Annotated in this window: 14 protein-coding genes; 5 read left to right on the forward strand and 9 right to left on the reverse strand. The window is 63.3% G+C overall.

Going from position 1 to position 14,363, the window contains the following annotated elements; translation table 11 throughout:
* Positions 1-11 precede the first annotated feature (11 nt).
* Positions 12-1,379 carry a PQQ-dependent sugar dehydrogenase gene (locus M2337_RS16060; protein ID WP_264571048.1) on the reverse strand — a complete coding sequence of 456 codons (1,368 nt, stop codon included), beginning with the start codon at positions 1,377-1,379 and terminating at the stop codon, positions 12-14.
* Between the two features lie 73 nt (positions 1,380-1,452).
* Positions 1,453-1,635: a hypothetical protein gene (locus M2337_RS16065; protein WP_264571049.1), complete on the reverse strand. Its 183-nt coding sequence runs from the start codon at positions 1,633-1,635 to the stop codon at positions 1,453-1,455.
* Positions 1,636-1,860: 225 nt separating this feature from the next.
* On the opposite strand from M2337_RS16065, the gene M2337_RS16070 reads away from it, so the two are divergent.
* Positions 1,861-2,070, forward strand: coding sequence for a hypothetical protein (locus M2337_RS16070; protein ID WP_181560352.1), 210 nt, complete (start codon positions 1,861-1,863; stop codon positions 2,068-2,070).
* Between the two features lie 101 nt (positions 2,071-2,171).
* Here M2337_RS16070 and M2337_RS16075 read toward each other — a convergent pair whose 3' ends face one another.
* The 5 genes from M2337_RS16075 to M2337_RS16095 all read right to left on the reverse strand — a co-directional run bounded on the left by M2337_RS16075 (position 2,172) and on the right by M2337_RS16095 (position 7,786).
* Positions 2,172-3,857, reverse strand: a complete 1,686-nt coding sequence (locus tag M2337_RS16075) for a long-chain-fatty-acid--CoA ligase (RefSeq protein WP_264571050.1) — start codon at positions 3,855-3,857, stop codon at positions 2,172-2,174.
* Positions 3,858-3,982: 125 nt separating this feature from the next.
* Positions 3,983-4,639 (reverse strand): DUF1013 domain-containing protein, encoded by a 657-nt coding sequence (locus M2337_RS16080; protein WP_181561486.1) that lies wholly within the window; start codon positions 4,637-4,639, stop codon positions 3,983-3,985.
* A 167-nt stretch (positions 4,640-4,806) separates the two neighbouring features.
* A complete protein-coding gene (locus tag M2337_RS16085) occupies positions 4,807-5,865 on the reverse strand; it encodes a glycosyltransferase family 4 protein (protein ID WP_264571051.1) in 1,059 nt (352 codons plus the stop codon).
* Positions 5,862-6,701 carry a UDP-2,3-diacylglucosamine diphosphatase gene (locus M2337_RS16090; RefSeq protein WP_264571052.1) on the reverse strand — a complete coding sequence of 280 codons (840 nt, stop codon included), beginning with the start codon at positions 6,699-6,701 and terminating at the stop codon, positions 5,862-5,864. The genes M2337_RS16085 and M2337_RS16090 overlap by 4 nt, the downstream gene beginning before the upstream one ends.
* A gap of 104 nt (positions 6,702-6,805) precedes the next feature.
* The gene (locus tag M2337_RS16095) at positions 6,806-7,786 is read right to left on the reverse strand and encodes an NAD(P)H-quinone oxidoreductase (RefSeq protein WP_264572295.1); all 981 of its coding nucleotides are present in this window, start codon (positions 7,784-7,786) and stop codon (positions 6,806-6,808) included.
* Between the two features lie 190 nt (positions 7,787-7,976).
* Here M2337_RS16095 and M2337_RS16100 point away from each other — a divergent pair, with 190 nt between their 5' ends.
* The 4 genes from M2337_RS16100 (at position 7,977) to M2337_RS16115 (ending at position 12,134) form a co-directional block, all read left to right on the forward strand.
* Entirely contained in the window at positions 7,977-8,177 is a 201-nt protein-coding gene (locus M2337_RS16100; RefSeq protein WP_181560355.1) for a DUF1192 domain-containing protein, read from the forward strand.
* 143 nt (positions 8,178-8,320) lie between these two features.
* Positions 8,321-10,651 carry an ATP-dependent Clp protease ATP-binding subunit ClpA gene (gene clpA / locus M2337_RS16105; protein ID WP_181560356.1) on the forward strand — a complete coding sequence of 777 codons (2,331 nt, stop codon included), beginning with the start codon at positions 8,321-8,323 and terminating at the stop codon, positions 10,649-10,651.
* 184 nt (positions 10,652-10,835) lie between these two features.
* Positions 10,836-11,453 carry a lipase family alpha/beta hydrolase gene (locus tag M2337_RS16110; protein ID WP_413716207.1) on the forward strand — a complete coding sequence of 206 codons (618 nt, stop codon included), beginning with the start codon at positions 10,836-10,838 and terminating at the stop codon, positions 11,451-11,453.
* Between the two features lie 51 nt (positions 11,454-11,504).
* The gene (locus M2337_RS16115) at positions 11,505-12,134 is read left to right on the forward strand and encodes a glutathione S-transferase family protein (protein WP_264571053.1); all 630 of its coding nucleotides are present in this window, start codon (positions 11,505-11,507) and stop codon (positions 12,132-12,134) included.
* A 103-nt stretch (positions 12,135-12,237) separates the two neighbouring features.
* Here the strand turns inward: M2337_RS16115 and M2337_RS16120 are convergent, their stop codons facing one another.
* Together M2337_RS16120 and M2337_RS16125 are read right to left on the reverse strand one after the other, a co-directional pair.
* The gene (locus M2337_RS16120; RefSeq protein ID WP_264571054.1) at positions 12,238-12,969 is read right to left on the reverse strand and encodes a Bax inhibitor-1/YccA family protein; all 732 of its coding nucleotides are present in this window, start codon (positions 12,967-12,969) and stop codon (positions 12,238-12,240) included.
* Between the two features lie 230 nt (positions 12,970-13,199).
* A complete protein-coding gene (locus tag M2337_RS16125) occupies positions 13,200-14,288 on the reverse strand; it encodes an OmpA family protein (RefSeq protein WP_264571055.1) in 1,089 nt (362 codons plus the stop codon).
* Positions 14,289-14,363 lie beyond the last annotated feature (75 nt).

Raw genomic sequence — 14,363 nt, forward strand, 5'->3', positions numbered from 1 at the left:
CTGCAAAAGGCTCAGGAGGCTGGCGCGCGCTCCGGCGTCGGCGCGGCGGCCGGTTTTGCGGAATTGCTCACACGCCAGATGATCCCGCCGACATCGTCACTGACCAGCACCGATCCATCGGCGGCCACCAGCACGTCGACCGGGCGACCCTGCGCCTGCCCGTCCTTGTTAAGGAAGCCGGTGAGAAGATCGACCAGCTTGCCCTGCGGCCGGCCGCGATCGTCAAAGGCGACATAGGAGACCTTGTAGCCGCTGGGCGGCTTGCGGTTCCAGCTGCCATGCAGGGCCACGAAGGCCCCCTGGCTAAACGGCGCGCCAAGCGCGGACCCCGGCGTGAAGGCCAGGCCCAGGGGCGCCGTGTGCGTGCCCAGACCAAAGGCCGGGCGGCGGGTATATTCGCGCAGATCATCGCGCTGCGGCTGCACGCGCCGGTCGACATAGCCGCCCCAGTAATTCCACGGCCAGCCGTAGAAGGCCGCGAATTCCACATCCGTCATGTAATCCGGCACGAGGTCCGAGCCCAGCATGTCCCGCTCGTTGACGACCGCCCAGAGCGAGCCGGTCCACGGGTTCCAGGCCAGATCGGTGGGGTTGCGCAGGCCGCTGGCGAAGATATTCGCCTCGCCCTTGCGCGGATCGATCTCCAGAATGGCGGCGCGATAATCCTCCGCATCCAGCCCGTTCTCGGCGATATTGCTGTTCGAGCCGACGCCGACATAGAGCTTGCCGTCCGGGCTCGCTGCAAGGCTGCGCGTCCAATGATTATTGGGCGCATTGGCGGGAAGATTGGCGACCTTGCGGCCTTTCACGCTGATCCGCGTTTCGCCCAGCTTGTAGGGGAAGGCCATCAGGCTGTCGGTGTTCGCGACGTAGAGCGTCTCGTCGATCAGCGCCATGCCATAGGGCGAGTTCAGCCCTTCTAGCAGAACATGCCGCTGCTCGGCAATGCCGTCGCCATTGGTATCGCGCAGCAGCGTGATGCGATTGGCGGACACGCCACCAGCGCCGGCAAAGCCGATCAGCTTGCCCATGATCCAATCCTGGATGCCACCGGCTTTGCGGGGCGGGCTGTTGGTCTCCGCCACCAGAATGTCGCCATTGGGCAGGCGCAGCATCTGGCGAGGGTGATCGAGACCGGCTGCGAAACGCTGCACGACGAGACCACGCGCGGCCACCGGCGCGGCGCCATCGGTCCAGCCGACTGGCTTGGCGATCATGACAGTGGGGAGGATCTGCTTGCGCGCCGGCGTGAACTCGGGCTCACGCCCTTCAAGCGCGGTTTCCGGCAGGCGCGCGACATCGGGGCGCGACAGATAATAGAACACGCCACCCGCGATGAGGATCAGCGCGGCGAGTGTCAGCAGGATGATCTTTTTCATGGCGACGATCTTACGGCTACGCCTGCCTTGACGCAACAAGCCGAGCAGCCATGCGCGCCCTTATCTGCGCGGATCAGCCCCGGCCCTTCAGCCAGATCGCGACAGCCACGATCACCCCCAGCGCAAGCCCGGCCAGAATGCCGATCGAGGGCTGCCCGGTCGCGATGCCGACGATCGTGCCAAGGAGAATAAGGCCTGCCAGCGGCGCACCGCCGCCCATGGGTGATTTGTCGCCTGAAGAATTCGGATTGGTCATGTCACGCCCATGCCATGTCCCGCGCCGCGATGCCAGCCGAACAAGCGCGCGGTCTTCGTCGTGCCGTAACTGGACAGATTGCTCCCGCACGGGACTTGGTTAAGCCGTGCTTAGCCAGCGTGGGGCGTCCGGCACGGATAGAGGGCGAAGCTGGCACGGTCCGTGAATGGATTCAGCTGGACCAGAATGACTTGATTTTGCGGGGGCAAGGGATTCGAATATTGAATGCATCTTCCGATCATGGTCGACCGTCGGAGTTACGACGACGCCACCGCATTGATGCGCATTTTCGGCGATCACGCGGGCGTTGAGGCGGCCCAGCGCGCGGATCGCAGCCGCGATGTCGGCAACCACATCCGCTTCTGCCACTGGAGAGAGGTGGAGCGCGTCCTGTTTCTTCTCCAGGTCCAACATTGCGTGGGAACCGTCCATTGACAGCCGCGTTGAGGGAATGATGCGGCTCCCCGCAATTGCCGCTATCATCTCTCCCGGCTCATCCCTCAGTCCCCCCCAACGATGAGCCGGGAGAGAAACCCTCAAACAAGCCCCGCCTTGGCCCGCTCTTCCGCGACAAGTTCCTTGCGCGAGAGCTTGCCGACCAATGTGCGCGGCAGGCTCTCGCGAATTTCGACCGCGCAGACGCGCTCATGCTTGCCGAGCTGCGGGTTGAGCCAGTCCTTGAGACGCTCCCCGTCGATGTCGTCCTGCACCTCGGGCCGCAAGGTCACGAAGGCCTTGGGCACCTCGCCGCGATAATCATCGGGAATGCCGATCACGAGCGCTTCCCGAACGGCGGGATGGCGATACAGCACGTCCTCGACCTGGCTGGGGAAAACCTTGAAGCCACCAACCGCGATCATGTCCTTGATGCGGTCGACCACGCGGAAATAGCCGTCTTGATCGATGGTGCCGACGTCACCGGTGCGCAGGAAACCATCGACGAAGACCTCCCGATCGGCATCCGGATTCTGCCAATAGCCTTGCATTCTTTGCGGGCCGTCAAAGGCGATCTCACCCGGTTCCCCCGGCTGGGCAAGCCGGGACGGATCTTCCCGGTCGAGCAGGCGCACGCGCGTGCCGGGAATGGGCTGGCCGATCGAGCCGGTCTTGCCCGGCCCATCATAGGGATTGGCCGAGACGACGCCGCTGCTCTCCGTCAGCCCATAGCCTTCGACCAGCCGCGCGCCGGTGGTCGCCATGAACCGCTCCTTGAGTGGCAGTGGCAGCGGCGCGCCACCGGAAATGCAGACGCGCAGGGAAGAGAGGTCGGCTTTGGCGAGATAGGGACTGTCCAGCAGAGCCTGGAACATGGTCGGCACCCCGGGCAGCGAGGTGACGCGGGTCCGCTGGATCGCTGCGATGACCTGCCGCGCGTCGAAACGCGGAAGAATGACGATCTCCCCGCCGCGAACGACTGTGCGATTGAGCACCGCCGTGTTGGCGAACACGTGGAAGAAGGGCAGCGCACCCAGAATGCGGTCCTCAAGGGCATGCCAGGGATCGAGCAGGTCGATCTGCCGCGCATTGGCCGAGAGGTTCTGGTGGGTGAGCATCGCGCCCTTGGGTCGCCCGGTGGTGCCACCGGTGTATTGCAGCAAGGCAAGGTCGCGCAGGGGATCGATCGACGGCAGGCTGGAGGGATCATCGCCCAGCAGCGAGCCGAACGAGAGAATGCGCGGATCGGACGGGACATGGTCATCGGCCGACCGCTTGAACAGTCGGTAGAGCAAGGATTTGCCCAGCGGCAGGCCACCGGCGACGGAGCCGACCACCAGCCGGTCGATGCAGGAGCAATCCAGCACGGCGCAGGCATTGCCGAACAGGGGCTTGGCGGAGATGGTCACCAGCAGGGTCGTCCCGCTGTCCTCGGCCTGATGCGCCAGTTCCTCGACCGTATAGAGCGGCGAGAAATTGACCGCGATGGCGCCGGCCATCATCGCGCCATAATAAGCCACGACGTAATGCGGGACATTGGGGAGGTAGAGACCGACCCGGTCACCGGGCTGGACGCCGAGGCCGATCAGCCCGGCAGCGAAGCGCCGTGCATTGCGGTAGCACTCGGCATAGCTGAACTTGCGCCCGTAAAAATCAAGCATCGGGCGGCTGCCGTCCTGCTCCACGGCAGACCGCAGCATCTCCGGCAGCGATAGCGGGGCAAAGTCCTGCGCCCACGCAACGGGGTGATCATAATGGTCCTGCCAGGCGGGTTTTTCGCTCTCCATACGGAGAGGCTATGCGATCCCGCGTGGCAAGGCAACGCCATGCCGGGCGACGCTACGTCGCCCGGATGAATGCTTTTGATCACAGTGTAAATTCGACCCCGAACGCCCCGAATCGGGGCGCGAAATCAGTCTTCGCGGGGGCGGCTCGCGAACAAAGCGGCTTCCTCCGCCAGCATCGTTTCAGACGCGCGGCGCTGTGCGTCCTCGCGCTCCTGGCGCAGTTCGGCGATCAGTGCCTCACGGTCGCCATCGAGACGGTTGTCGGTCGGCGCTTCGATGCCGGCCTTCTTGGCCGCCTTGGCCACCAGTGCATCCAGCTCACGCTGCGAGCACAGGCCCAGCGTCACCGGGTCCTTGGGCTGGATGTTGCTGATGTTCCAGTGCGTCCGCTCGCGGATCGCCTGGATGGTCGTGCGCGTCGTGCCGATCAGCTTGCCGATTGCGCCGTCCGAAACCTCGGGATGGTGGCGCAGAATCCAGGCGATGCCGTCCGGCTTGTCCTGACGCTTGGAAACCGGCGTGTAGCGCGGTCCTTTGGTGCGGCGGACCGGGTCCGGCCCCTTTAGCATCTGCAGCTTGTAATCAGGGTTCTGCTCGCCCTTGTGGATTTCCTCCACCGAGATTTCATGCGCACGGACCGGATCACGGCCGGTATATTTGGTGCCGGCGGTATCGTCCGCGATCGCCTGCACCTCGAGGATGTGCAAACCGCAGAATTCCGCAATCTGCTCAAAGCTGAGCGCAGTGTTGTCGACCAGCCAGCTGGCTGTGGCGTGGGGCATGAGCGGCTGTGCCACGGGACAAGTCCTTCTGTGCAAAATAGAAGGGCCACCCCTCACGGGATGGCCTCGATGGTCGCACAGATAAGCTATTCCGGCTGGATCGGCAAGCGCTCGCGCGCGTCGCGGCGCCCAAGGGGGCGAAAGACCGTTCGGCCCTTACAACGGGCTCAGGCCGCGTGTGCCAGCGCCGGGGCGCCGAGCCAGTGCAAGCTCTCGAGGAACTGCTCCGCGCTGCGCCGCCAGGTGAAGCTGCGCGCATGCGCCGTGCAGGCCGACGGAGAAAGCTCCAGCGCCTGCGTCACGGCGCGCGCGAGATCCTCGTCCATCGTGCCGGTCTGTGCTGTCAGCACGTCGACCGGGCCGGTGACCGGATAAGCCGCCACCGGCGTACCGCAGGCGAGCGCCTCGATCATCACCAGCCCGAAGGTGTCGGTGCGACTGGGGAAGACGAAGACATCGGCAGCCCGATAGGCCGAGACAAGCGCCTCGCCGCTCAACATGCCGAGGAAATGAACGGCAGGATGTCGCGCCTCCAGCGCCGCGCGCGCAGGCCCATCGCCCACCACGACCTTGCTGCCGGGCGTATCGAGCGCAAGGAAGGCCTCGATATTCTTCTCCACGGCGACGCGGCCAACGTGAAGAAGGATTGGCCTCGGCAAGCCGGCAAGCGCGGGATGCCCATCCCCTAGCGGCGAGAATTGCGTGAGATCGACGCCGCGCCCCCAGTGATGCGTGTGGCGGATGCCGGCGCGATGCAGTTCGGCGCGCACTGACGGCGTCGCCGTGAGCACCGCCTGCGCCGCCCCATGAAACCAGCGGAAATAGGGCCAGAACCAGTCCGCCGACAGGCCCGTGCGCCGCTCGACATAATCGGGGAAATTGGTGTGGAACGCCGTGGTGAACGGGCGGTCATGCCGCAGGCACCAGCGCCGCGCGGCCAGACACAGTGGGCCTTCGGTCGCGAGATGGATCGCATCCGGGCCGAACGCCGCGATCATGCGGGCGATCGCCCCCGGCGCAGGCATCGCTAGCCGAATTTCTGGATAAGTGGGGCAAGGTAGCGTGTGAAAGCGGTCGGGCGCGATCACCTCGACCACATGCCCCATGGCGACAAGTTCTGCGCGAACCGCCTGAAGCGTGCGCACGACGCCATTGACCTGGGGTGCCCAGGCATCGGTGACGATGAGGATGCGCCGGCCGGCCTTCGCAGGCCCATAACCGCTCAAGCGGCGGCCTCCAGATCATCCGCAGCGGCGCCTAGGGTGCGCGCTGCCATCACCTCGGCCCAGTGCAGGATTTCCATCCGCCCATCATGATGCTCGACAAGCGCCGTGCATCCCTCCACCCAGTCGCCATCATTATAATAAGTGATCTCGCCGAACTGGCGGATTTCCGCCGTGTGGATGTGCCCGCAGACGACGCCATCGACACGCCGTCGTCCCGCCTCATGCGCAACGATCTCCTCGAAGCGGGTGATGAACGCCACGGCGTTCTTGACCTTGTGCTTGGCGATCTTGGAGAGCGACCAATAAGGCAGGCCCAGCCAGCGGCGGACCTGATTGACGCGGCGATTGAGCGCCATCAGCGCGGTGTAGGCGGCGTCCCCTACGAAGGCGAGCCAGCGATGGGCGAGCATGACCGCGTCGAACTCATCACCGTGCAACACCAGCAGCTTGCGGCCCTCTACGGTCGTGTGGATCATCTTGCGGCGGATTTCGACGCCGCCAAAGCTCATGCCGGTGAACTGGCGGAAAATCTCGTCATGATTGCCGGGGATATAGATGACGCGCGTGCCGCGCCGCGCCCGCTTCATCACGCGCCAGACCACATCGTTATGGGCGGTCGGCCAGTAGACGCGCTTCTTGAGCTGCCAGCCGTCGACGATGTCCCCGACGAGGTACAGCGTGTCGCTGTCCACATTGTCGAGAAAATCGACCAGCATCTCGGCGTTGCACCCCTTGGTGCCGAGATGAATGTCGCTGATCCAGATGGTGCGGTAATGCGCGCGCGGATGACCGCTGCGCACGGCCCGTTCCTGCGCGATTGAGCTGATGGCGTTCATGGCTTTCTCGACCCCCGGGGACACCATTTCCCCGAGCGCGCTCTAGCCGAACAATGTGACAGTTTTTCTGGGAATATGACGGATTTGCGTCACTCGTCGACCCTTCACCGCACCTTCAGGACGATCTTTCCGAAGTGCCCGCCCGCTTCCATCAGCGCATGGGCTTGCGCGGCTTCGCCAAGCGGGAAGACGCGGTCCAGCGCGGGACGCAGCGCGCCCTCCTCCGCCATCGACCAGACCGTGCGGCGGATCTCATCGACGAGCAGGCCCTTGAAGCCCGCGGTCCGCGCCCGCAATGTGGACCCGGTGAGCGTCAGGCGGCGCATCATGATTTTGGGAATGAACAGGTCGGCCTTGGCCCCCCCCAGCACTGCGATGGAGACATGCCGGCCGTCCTCCGCCAGGCACTCCAGGTTGCGCGGAAGATAATCGCCGCCCACCATGTCCAGCACCGCCGTCACGCCCTTGCCATCCGTGATGCGCTTCACAGCTTCGACGAAGTCCTCGCTGCGATAATTGATCGCATGGCCAGCGCCCCATTCCAGCGCGGCGCGGCACTTGTCGTCACTGCCACAGGTGACGATCGTCGTGATCTCGAACAGCCGGCATAGAGCCACGGCCATCGTGCCGATGCCGCTCGTCCCACCATGGATGAGCACGCTGTCGCCGTTCACGATGTAGGCGCGCTCGAAGAGATTGTGCCAGACCGTCATCAGCGTCTCAGGAATTGCGGCCGCTTCTTCCATCGAGAGCGCCGGTGGAATGGCGAGGCATTGGGCATAGTCGGCGCAGACGTATTCGGCATAACCGCCGCCCGCGACCAGCGAACAGACGCGTTCGCCGATCACGTCAGGGCCTACCCCCTCACCCACCGCCACAATGGTTCCGGCCACTTCCAGCCCGGGCAGCGGGGAGGCGCCGGGCGGAGGCGGATAGCTGCCCTGCCGCTGCAGAACGTCCGGGCGATTGACTCCTGCCGCCGCGACCGCAACGAGCACTTCGCCTTGCGCGGGCACCGGCAGAGGAACCTGAACCTCGGTCAGCACATCCGGCCCGCCTGGCTCCCGAATAGCAATGGCGCGCATGGTCTCGGGCAGGTTCGTCACCTTGGCTTGCTCCCCCTGGCTGGCCGTGATCGGCCCTACGTCTAGAGTCCGGTGCGAAAAAGACCAGCCCGGAAAGCAGGATAGGCGGATTGAGATCGCCCCTTCGGGCATGCCGAGGCTTCTGCCAACCCCGGTTGACTTGCGCGGACTTTGGCGCAAGCATGTCGTTATGGATTTCGACGACGCCTCACCCCGGGCGCGGCCCGGCGACCTGATTGCACAGCTGATCCGCGAAGATTTGGATCGGCTTTCGGTCGATGAGCTCGATGAACGCATCAGCCTTCTTTCAGCCGAAATCGAGCGCACCCGCGCCAAGAAATCGAGCGCGGTTCACCATAAGGCAAGCGCTGAGGCGCTATTCAAGAAATGAGGAGAGCGGAGGCAGGATCGCCTTCTGGCGCATATCGGCCTCCGGCAAATCGGTGGATGACAGAGCGGCCCTTGAAGGCGGCTCGCGGCGTGCCGACATTGACCCTAACGCGACCCTCTCTCGGGCCGCAGGAGTAGAACGATATGCCCTCTTTCGCGTCCGCCCTCGAAACAACTCTGCACAATGCCCTGGCGCATGCCACGGAGCGCGCGCACGAATATGCGACGCTCGAGCATCTGCTGCTGGCGCTGATTGACGATGAACATGCCGCAAAGGTCATGCAGGCCTGTGGCGTAGATCTTGGTGAGCTTGGCGACACGGTCACCCATTATCTCGATACCGAACTGGAGAGCCTGAAGGTCTCCGGCGGCGTCGACCCCTCTCCCACCAGCGGGTTCCAGCGCGTCGTCCAGCGCGCGATCCTGCACGTCCAATCTTCCGGCAAGGAAGAAGTGACCGGTGCCAATGTGCTGGTGGCTTTGTTCTCCGAGCGGGAGAGCTATGCCGTCTATTTCCTGCAGCAGCAGGACATGAGCCGCCTCGACGCGGTTTCCTATCTCTCGCACGGCGTCGGTAAGGGCGCTGCCTCGCCGGAGCCGGCCAAGCCAGCCCAGGCCGAGGAAGAGAAGAAGCCGGAGGCCAAGAAGAAGGAAGGCGCGCTCGATCAGTTCACCGTCAATCTCAACGAGAAGGCGAAGGAAGGAAAGGTCGATCCGCTGATCGGCCGCGATTCCGAAGTGGATCGGACGATCCAGATCCTGTGCCGGCGTTCCAAGAACAACCCGCTCTATGTGGGTGATCCGGGCGTGGGCAAGACGGCCATTGCCGAGGGTCTGGCGCGCAAGATCGTCAATGGCGAAGTGCCCGACGTGCTCAAGGAAGCGGTGATCTACTCACTCGACATGGGCGCGCTGCTCGCCGGCACGCGCTATCGCGGCGACTTCGAGGAGCGGCTGAAGGCCGTCGTTACCGAACTGGAAAAAATGCCGCACGCGGTGCTGTTCATCGACGAGATCCACACGGTGATCGGCGCCGGCGCGACGTCAGGCGGCGCCATGGACGCCTCGAACCTCCTGAAGCCTGCGCTTTCGGGTGGCGCGATCCGCTGCATCGGCTCGACGACATACAAGGAGTTCCGCAATCACTTCGAGAAGGACCGCGCGCTGCTGCGTCGCTTCCAGAAGATCGATGTGAACGAGCCGACCGTGGATGATACCGTCAAGATCCTCATGGGCCTGCGCTCGGCCTTTGAGGATCACCACTCGGTCAAATACACGCCCGACGCCATCAAGGCGGCGGTGGAACTGTCCGCGCGGTACATCAACGACCGCAAGCTGCCGGACAAGGCGATCGACGTGATTGACGAAGTCGGCGCGATGCAGATGCTCGTGCCGCCCTCGCGTCGCAAGAAGATGATCACGCCCAAGGAGATCGAGGCCGTGATCGCAACGATGGCGCGGATCCCGCCCAAGACCGTGTCGAGCGACGACAAGAGTGTGCTGGAAACCCTCCAGACGGATCTCAAGCGTGTCGTCTTCGGGCAGGACAAGGCCATCGAGGTGCTCAGCTCCGCGATCAAGCTGTCGCGCGCCGGCCTGCGCGATCCGGACAAGCCGATCGGCAACTATCTCTTCTCGGGCCCCACCGGCGTCGGCAAGACGGAAGTTGCCCGCCAGCTTGCCACGCTGCTCGGCATCCCGCTCCAGCGCTTCGACATGTCGGAATATATGGAGCGTCATTCGGTCAGCCGCCTGATCGGCGCGCCTCCGGGCTATGTCGGCTATGATCAGGGCGGCCTGCTTACTGATGCCATCGACCAGAACCCGCATTGCGTGCTGCTGCTGGACGAGATCGAAAAGGCCCATCCGGACCTGTTCAACATCCTGCTGCAGGTGATGGACAACGGGCGCCTGACCGATCACCACGGCAAGACCGTCGACTTCCGCAACGTGATCCTGATCATGACGACCAATGCCGGCGCGTCCGACATGGCGAAGGAATCGATCGGGTTCGGGGAATCGACGCGCGAGGATGTGCAGGAAGAGGCCGTGAAGAAGCTCTTCACGCCGGAGTTCCGCAACCGCCTCGATGCCATCGTGCCCTTTGGCTATCTGCCGTCTGAAGTCGTCGCCCGCGTGGTCGACAAGTTCATCCTGCAACTCGAGCTTCAACTGGCCGATCGCGATGTGCACATCACGCTCGACGACGAAGCCCGCAACTGGCTCACTGCCCGCGGCTACGACAAGCTGTACGGTGCCCGTCCGATGGGTCGGCTCATGCAGGAGAAGATCAAGCAGCCCCTCGCCGAGGAACTGCTGTTCGGCAAGCTCGTGCACGGAGGCGAGGTTCATGTCCGCCTCAAGGACGACGCTCTCACCTTCGAGATCACGCCTGCTGCGCCCAAGCGCAGCAAGGGGAGTGCTACGCGCAAGGCAAAGAGCGGCCCTTCCGAGGTCTCAGAGCCAAAGAGCTGAACGCCATCGACGGCACAGTTCATATAATCTCGACCGGCCCCGGGCAGTTGCTCGGGGCCGGCTTGTTTTCAGGATATCCGCATCACCATGAGAATGGCTGGGATCGCTCAGGCATGATCAGGCGTTGAAACCCACCGTGCAGCCAACTGTCGTCCTTATTCATGGCTTTGCTGGATTTGCGGTGATGAACCGGCCCCTCGCTGCCGTGCTTCGCAGCACCGGCTATCAGCCCGTCGATCTGAGTTACGACAGTTGGCGGCTGGACCTCGATGGCATCTGCAAACTACTCGGCCCACGCTTGGAAGAGATCGATACAGCGGGCAGCCCGGATCAGCCTCTCCACATCGTCTGCCATTCCATGGGCGGACTGGTCGCCCGCGCGCTCATCAAAGCGCGGCGCCCGGCACGGCTGGGCCGGGTCGTCATGTTGGGAACCCCTAATGCTGGCAGCGAAATAGCCGACACATTGCACCGTTATGCTCTGCTGCGTCCGATCCTCGGCAGGGCCGCCCCGGCTCTGGTCACGCAGCGCCCCGCAGAGATCACTGCAATGCTGGGTGACATTGATTATCCGCTAGGCATCATCGCCGGCGACCGCCCGATGATGCGCTATGGCGCGTCACGCCTTCTGCCCGGGCCGAGCGACGGCAAGGTCAGCGTGGCCTCGACCAGATTGAAGAACGCGACGGACCACATCATCCTCCCGCTCTCCCATATGCTGCTACCCTATCACCCGGCAGCTCATGCCCAGATAAAGCATTTTCTGAGCGAAGGACGCTTCGCTCGTGAGGCAGGGCTTTGACGAAACCCTAAATTTCGTTCATGATACGTTCCAGTCACTGGGGAGACGATCATGAGCCAAATTCAATTCTACACCAACCCGATGTCGCGTGGGCAAATTGTCCGCTGGATGCTGGAAGAAGTCGGCGTCCCGTACGAAACCCACCTGCTCGACTACCAGACCGAGATGAAAGGCCCGGCCTATCTGGCCATCAATCCGATGGGAAAGGTGCCCGCCGTGGTGTACGAAGGAGCGGTCGTCACAGAATGCGCCGCGATTTGCGCCTGGCTGGCGGATCGCTTTCCCGAAGCAGCGCTGGCCCCACCCCTGCCCGATCGTGCCGATTATTATCGCTGGATGTTCTTTGCGGCGGGACCGCTAGAGGCGGCTGTGACGAACCGTGCACTGGGTTTCGTCGCTGAGCCTGGTCGGGAAAGGACTTTGGGCTATGGCAGCTTCGAGCAGACAATCGACACCTTGGAAAGCGCGCTCCGGGGGAAGACGTTTATTTGCGGAGAGATGTTCACGGCAGCCGATGTTTATGTCGGATCGCATATCGTCTGGGGGCTGCAGTTCGGCACCATCCCTTCCCGGCCGATTTTCTCGGACTATGTCGCGCGCCTTGAGAGCCGACCCGCCTATGTGCGCGCGAAGGAAATCGACAATGCGCTTATCGCGCAGGCGCAGTCGGGCAAAGCTTAGTCCAGACTCAGTTCCGGTGCACTCACTCGGGCTGGCCTAATAAGAAAAAGGGCCGGGAGGATGTCTCCCAGCCCTTCTTGTACAAGAAAAGAACCCGGCGAGATCAGTCGCGATTGCCGAGGAACTGCAGCAGGAACGTAAACATGTTCACGAAGTCCAGATACAGGCTCAGCGCGCCCATGATGACGGCCTTGCCCATCATGTCGGACCCGGCAACCTGGAAATACAGGCTCTTAAGGCGCTGCGTATCATAGGCAGTCAGGCCGGCAAAGATCAGGACACCAAGGATGCTGATGACCAGCTGAAGCGCCGTCGACTGCACGAAGATATTGATGACCATGGCGACGAGAATACCGACCACGCCCATGATCAGGAACGTGCCGAAACCGGAGAGGTCCTTCTTAGTCGTATAGCCGTACAGGCTCAGGCCCACGAAAGCCGCTGCCGTGGCGAAAAATGTCTGCGCAATCGAGACACCCGTGAACACCAGGAAGATCGACGACATGGAGAGGCCCATGACGACGGCAAATGCCCAATACAGTGCTTGCGCAGTGCTCGTCTGCAGCTTGTTGATGCCGAAGCTCAGCACCATCACGAAGGCCATCGGGGCCAGCATGATTACCCAGCGCAGCGGGGTCACCAGCACCTGAGCCGCGAAGCCGGAGCTTGCAAACAACAGCGCAACGATACCCGTGACCAGCACGCCGCTGGCCATGTAATTGTAGATCGAGAGCATGTAGGAGCGCAGGCCTGCGTCATAAGCAACCTCGCTCGCATGCGTGGAAGCACCACCGTAGCCCGTAGCGGACGACCGGGGATCTGGCCAATTCGCCATTTTATCATCTCCTCTTTCCGGCAACAGCGCCGGACTATCAGCGCACAATATCGGGCTATGCCCTTAGATTTCAAGTGAAACCGGTCTGCGAGGCTTATCATGCCTGCTGTATCGCCCGCTCTCGATGCGCGCCCATAGACGCAAGGTGACAGCCCGACGCTCTTTCACACAAAAAAAGGGGCCGGATAAGCCGGCCCCTTCCTTGTTCGTCCCGCCGAAGCGGAAAGTTCTTAGTTGCCCGAACCCGGACCGTAGGTGATTTCCACGCGACGGTTCTGGAGTTCACGCACACCGTCGGCCGTGTCGACACGCGGACGCGTCTCACCGAAGGCCTGCGTCGAGATGACGCCGTCGGAGATGCCACGCGAGGTGAGGTAGCCACGGACCGAAGCGTTACGCCGCTCGGAAAGGCCCATGTTGTAGCGCGGCGAGCCCGAACGGTCAGCGTGACCAGCGAGCATGACCTGCGCACTACCGCAGTTCGCATAAGCCGAAACCGCGTTGTCGAGGATCGAGGCAGCATCCGGCGTGATGTCGGCGCTATCCCACTCGAAGAACACGATGTACGGCCCCGGCTGGCACTGCGCAACCGGCGGAGGCGGCGGAGGCGGAGGCGGCGGGGGAGGCGGCGGCGGGGGCGGCGGGGGAGGCGGCGGCGGAGCCGGCTCTTCACCACCGAAGTTGAACACCAGGCCAGCCAGGATGCTGTGGCTGCGAACCTCAGTTTCCAGCGGCGTGCCGGCGGTGTTGATCAGGTCGATGTTGCTGTGGTTGAAGAAGCGATACTTCAGCGACAGATCGACGTTGTTGCTCACCGGATAACGGACGCCAGCGATTGCCTGCCAGGCGAAGCCCGTGTCGGAATCGCGCGTGTCGGGCAGCGAGATCTTGGACCGCGCAACGCCGACGCCGCCGCCGACGAAGCCCTGCAGGCCATCATCGGGACCGAAGTCGAGCATACCGTTCAGCATGATGCTGTCCACGCGAGCCTGGCCGCCGGGCAGAGCCGTCGTCAGGTTCGAGTAGGTGGTGTTCTTGTTCATCGCCTTCTTGTGCGAATATTCGGCTTCCAGGCGGAACGCGCCGAAGTCGTAACCCACATAACCCGCGGCGTCGTAACCGACCTTGTGCGGGGTGTTGGCCGTGACGCCAGTGGTCGCTGCCACACCGGCAACGGTGCCGGCGTCATACGTGGTGTCAGAGTCCTCGACGATGATCGCGCCAACGTCGCCGCCCAGATACCAGGCGCCGTCCTTGGCGAGCGATGGTGATGCCATCGCGGTCGAAGCGAGCGCTATGGCGAGGCCAAGCTTCCGCATATCATTCCCCTTTCAGGTTGATCGTAAAATGCTGCTCGACGTTTTTAGGAGTGCGCCGCAAAGGTTTCAAGCGCA

Origin of the sequence: Sphingobium sp. B2D3A (assembly GCF_025961795.1) — a bacterium.
Lineage (GTDB): Bacteria > Pseudomonadota > Alphaproteobacteria > Sphingomonadales > Sphingomonadaceae > Sphingobium.

What these genes read in the sequence shown, in the direction of transcription:
- M2337_RS16060 (WP_264571048.1), bottom strand. Translation starts at nt 1,379, where the DNA reads ATGAAAAAGATCATCCTGCTGACACTCGCCGCGCTGATCCTCATCGCG.
- M2337_RS16065 (WP_264571049.1), bottom strand. Translation starts at nt 1,635, where the DNA reads ATGACCAATCCGAATTCTTCAGGCGACAAATCACCCATGGGCGGCGGT.
- M2337_RS16070 (WP_181560352.1), top strand. Translation starts at nt 1,861, where the DNA reads ATGCATCTTCCGATCATGGTCGACCGTCGGAGTTACGACGACGCCACC.
- M2337_RS16075 (WP_264571050.1), bottom strand. Translation starts at nt 3,857, where the DNA reads ATGGAGAGCGAAAAACCCGCCTGGCAGGACCATTATGATCACCCCGTT.
- M2337_RS16080 (WP_181561486.1), bottom strand. Translation starts at nt 4,639, where the DNA reads ATGCCCCACGCCACAGCCAGCTGGCTGGTCGACAACACTGCGCTCAGC.
- M2337_RS16090 (WP_264571052.1), bottom strand. Translation starts at nt 6,701, where the DNA reads ATGAACGCCATCAGCTCAATCGCGCAGGAACGGGCCGTGCGCAGCGGT.
- M2337_RS16095 (WP_264572295.1), bottom strand. Translation starts at nt 7,786, where the DNA reads ATGCGCGCCATTGCTATTCGGGAGCCAGGCGGGCCGGATGTGCTGACC.
- M2337_RS16100 (WP_181560355.1), top strand. Translation starts at nt 7,977, where the DNA reads ATGGATTTCGACGACGCCTCACCCCGGGCGCGGCCCGGCGACCTGATT.
- clpA (WP_181560356.1), top strand. Translation starts at nt 8,321, where the DNA reads ATGCCCTCTTTCGCGTCCGCCCTCGAAACAACTCTGCACAATGCCCTG.
- M2337_RS16110 (WP_413716207.1), top strand. Translation starts at nt 10,836, where the DNA reads ATGAACCGGCCCCTCGCTGCCGTGCTTCGCAGCACCGGCTATCAGCCC.
- M2337_RS16115 (WP_264571053.1), top strand. Translation starts at nt 11,505, where the DNA reads ATGAGCCAAATTCAATTCTACACCAACCCGATGTCGCGTGGGCAAATT.
- M2337_RS16120 (WP_264571054.1), bottom strand. Translation starts at nt 12,969, where the DNA reads ATGGCGAATTGGCCAGATCCCCGGTCGTCCGCTACGGGCTACGGTGGT.
- M2337_RS16125 (WP_264571055.1), bottom strand. Translation starts at nt 14,288, where the DNA reads ATGCGGAAGCTTGGCCTCGCCATAGCGCTCGCTTCGACCGCGATGGCA.